Annotated in this window: 2 protein-coding genes; both read left to right on the top strand. The window is 57.7% G+C overall.

The window, feature by feature from the left end; translation table 11 throughout:
- Positions 1-324 precede the first annotated feature (324 nt).
- Positions 325-1,689 carry a 6-phosphofructokinase gene (locus H5U08_RS12900; protein WP_297033717.1) on the top strand — a complete coding sequence of 455 codons (1,365 nt, stop codon included), beginning with the start codon at positions 325-327 and terminating at the stop codon, positions 1,687-1,689.
- A 382-nt stretch (positions 1,690-2,071) separates the two neighbouring features.
- Positions 2,072-3,650: glycosyltransferase (locus H5U08_RS12895; protein ID WP_297033714.1), on the top strand; the 1,579-nt coding region annotated here is incomplete at its 3' end.

Genomic DNA, 3,650 nt, shown 5'->3' with positions numbered 1-3,650 from the left:
AGAACTGAGGATCGAAGGGATCAAGACAACAGTCGAGCTGAGCAAAGCCATCCTCTCGCATCCCACGTTTGTCGATGCGCGAGCGGATACCACCTTCGTGGAACGAACATTCATCCCGAGCCAGCAGGAGGGGGCCAAAAAGTAGCGCCCCGGGCGACACGAGACGGAGGTCGTCCCAGGAAAACCGGTCGTTGTGACAAACGTAATAAAAGAGATGGCGTACGCGACGGGGCGGTTTCTGGACTGTGGGGCATTCCGTGAGGGACCATCGTCATTCGGGGAATGGAGAGTCATCCAGTTTTGTGACAAAGAGGTGAATTGGGTATGAGTCAGGCCTTGAGAAGTCCGGTCAAAGTGGATTCGCCGATCAAGCGTGTGGCTATCTTGTTTTCTGGTGGGCCGGCGCCTGCCGCCAATGCGGTGATCGCCAGTGCCGCGATCGCGTTTTCCCGGATGGGAATTGAAGTGCTGGGTATTCGCCAGGGCTACACGCATCTGATGGAATACACCCCCGACAAGCCGCTGCAAGAGGGAAAGCACTACATTCGCCTCCAGCACGAGGACCTGGAGCTGGTGCGAAGCCAGCAGGGGATCATTATCGGGACTGCTCGGGCAAACCCGGGAAAAGGCGTCCATACGTACGAAGACCTGGACGACCCCGCCAAGACGGCGCCGCTCAAGACGGTCCATGACGCGCTCTCGTCGCTGGGTGTGGATGCCCTCATCTCTATTGGGGGCGATGATACCCTGACCACCGCAGCGAAGTTCAAACTCTTCCAGGATCGCCATCCCAACTTGGGACGCAGAATTGCCGTCGTGCATCTTCCCAAGACCATCGACAACGATTACGAAGGGATTGACTTCACCTTCGGATACTTCACCGCGGTGGATATGCTTGCCACCCAGGTCCGCAATCTGCTGGCCGATGCCCGGGCAGCCGGGGCCTATTTCTTCATTCAGGTCATGGGACGAAAGGCGGGGTGGCTGGCCTACGGGGCAGGAATTGCTGGTGAGGCGTCCCTCATCATCAGTCTGGAAGATATTCCGCCCGAATGGTGGACCACGGAAGAGACGATCAACCCGAAAACAGGGCAAAAGGTGATCGACCCCGAGACAGGCAAGCCCCAAATGCGGGAGATCATCGATCTGAAAGCCCTGGCCAACCGCGTCGTGGACACGATTATTGCGCGGGAAAAAGAGGGTAAATCCTACGGTGTGGTGGTCTTCGCGGAAGGGATGGGCGAATACTTCCCGCTGGAGGAGCTCCGCAAGTGCGTTTCGGAAGAGGAATTTGCCCAGCTCGAGCCGGACCCCTTCGGGCATTTTCCCGTGTCTCAAATCAAGTTCACGGGCCGGATCGCGCGACTTGTCAACGATCTTTACGTGGAGCGGACCGGCAAGAAAAAGAAAAAGATCAACAGTTTGCAGTTCGGTTATGAGGTCCGCTGCCATCGTCCCACGGCATTTGACATCATCCTCGGCAGCCAGCTCGGCGTGGGTGCCTATCGCGCTCTGATCGAGCGGAAACTGGATGGCGTGATGGTCAGCGTCAGTGGACAGTTGCAGTTGCGCTATCCGCGATTTGAGGAACTTATGCAGACCGGCAAATTGCGGGCGAAGGAGCGGCTCATCCGTCCCGAGGAGGACTTCCATCAATTGCCGCGGTACCTGGAAAGCCGCATCGACTGAGGGCGTCGGCCAGAAAACCGGCTGGCAAATGGGGGCGAATTCAGGGCGGACGTGGCAGGGGCCCATGAGAACAGCGGGAACCTGCCCCTCGTGCCGTGGTGTCGATGTATCTTGGAGAAACATCGGCGGGCTGAGTTGCTCAAGAGTCAGTGTGCCGGACGATTGCCCGGCATGTTCCACTCCCATAGCGGCGACTGGTCGCCGCTTTTTTGTTGGCGGCCGGGGCCACGGGGAGGGAGTCGTTCGGCCGGGACCGCGGAGGCGGACGCAACGGACGGACAGAGCCAAAAATTGATGTTTTCGGCACGCAGGGTGCGCGGCTATATTAAAAAAATCGGCACGACTTTGACAGGAACCGTCCTCCCATGGGAAAGGATTCCCTATGGCCACTTCGGGCATTTTGAAAGCGGAAGGCTCGCCGTCTGTTTGTTCTTGTGAGCAGGCAAGGAAGCCGGTTCACGAAGCCCAGGAATCTTCGGGGAACTTCTCTCGGAAGGTGACGGGGACGCTCGACGCCGTGGATCGCGATTCCTCGGAGAAGGTGGCATTTCGAAAACTGTCGGTTTTGATCCCGGTGTACAACGAACGGTGGACGCTGGCAGAAGTCGTTCGCCGGGTGCTGGCGGCGCCGGTCTCTCTCGCCACGGAAGTCGTCATCGTGGATGATGGCTCCACGGATGGATCATACGAGCTGGCTCTGCGATTGGCCGAACAGGATTCGCGGATCAAAGTGATTCGCCACCGCCGAAACATGGGCAAAGGGGCGGCCATTCGCACAGCCATTTCTCACCTCTCCGGAGACGTTGCGATCATTCAGGATGCCGATTTCGAGTATGATCCGCAGGATTTTCCGGCTCTGCTTGAGCCGATCCTCAAGGGACAGGCCGACGCGGTTTTTGGCTCACGGTTTATCGGGCATACCCGTCGGGTGCTGTTCTTCTGGCACACGCTGGTGAACAAGTTTCTCACGCTGGTTTCCAACATGGTCAACGATCTGACTCTGACCGACATGGAGACCGGCTACAAGGCCATTCGCACGGACATACTCAAGCAACTGCGCTTGAATGCTCGAACATTCACGATCGAGCCCGAGCTCACCTGCCGTCTCGCCCAGTGGGGGGCACGGATCTACGAGGTTCCCGTTTCGTATTCTGGCCGAACTTACGCGGAAGGTAAAAAAATCAAAGCCTGGGACGGTATCAAGGCGCTTTGGGCGATCCTGTACTACCGCTTTATCGACGCGCAGTTTACCCACAACGAAGCGTTTGCCGCGCTGCGCTCGTGCCAGCGTGCGGCCGCCTATTCGAGATGGATTGTGGAACAGGTACGACCGTATCTCGGGCGCAGGATTCTCGAAGTGGGAGCGGGGATAGGCCATATTTCGCCCTTCTTTCTCCGCGCCGAACGCTTGCTGCTCGCGGATGACGACCCATCCTATTGCCGCATGATGCGGTACCGGTTTGAAGGCCGAGAAAACGTCCGTGTCGTCCAAGCCGACCTGACGAAAGCCGAGAGTTATCACCAGTGGCGAGAGGAAAAGCTCGACACGGTTTTTTGCTCCAATGTCCTCGAGCATCTTCCCCACGATGACGATGTGTTGAATCGCTTTTACCAGATCCTCGAAGAAGGAGGGCACTGCGTCATCATCGTTCCCGTAGAGCCCTATCTGTTCGGAGAAATAGATCGGGCGGTGGGACACTGCCGACGTTATACCGCTTGTGACCTGCTCAACAAAATGCAGGCCGCAGGTTTTCAAGTGGTGTTCATGCGGCAATTCAATCGCCTGGGCGCGGCGGCCTGGTTCTTGACTTCGAAACTCCTTCGCCGCCGCCATCTCAATCCGGGAAGCATGCGGTGGTTTGGAAGGCTCACCCCGTTGGCGAAATTGCTGGACTATGTTCTCCCCTGGTCAGGTCTCTCTCTGATTGTGGTGGGACGGAAACCTCAGAGAGAGCTTTTGC

This window comes from Thermogutta sp., from assembly GCF_014359955.1.
Lineage (GTDB): Bacteria > Planctomycetota > Planctomycetia > Pirellulales > Thermoguttaceae > Thermogutta.
Note: the sequence above shows the minus strand (reverse complement) of the source record. Positions and strands in the feature narration are given on the sequence as shown.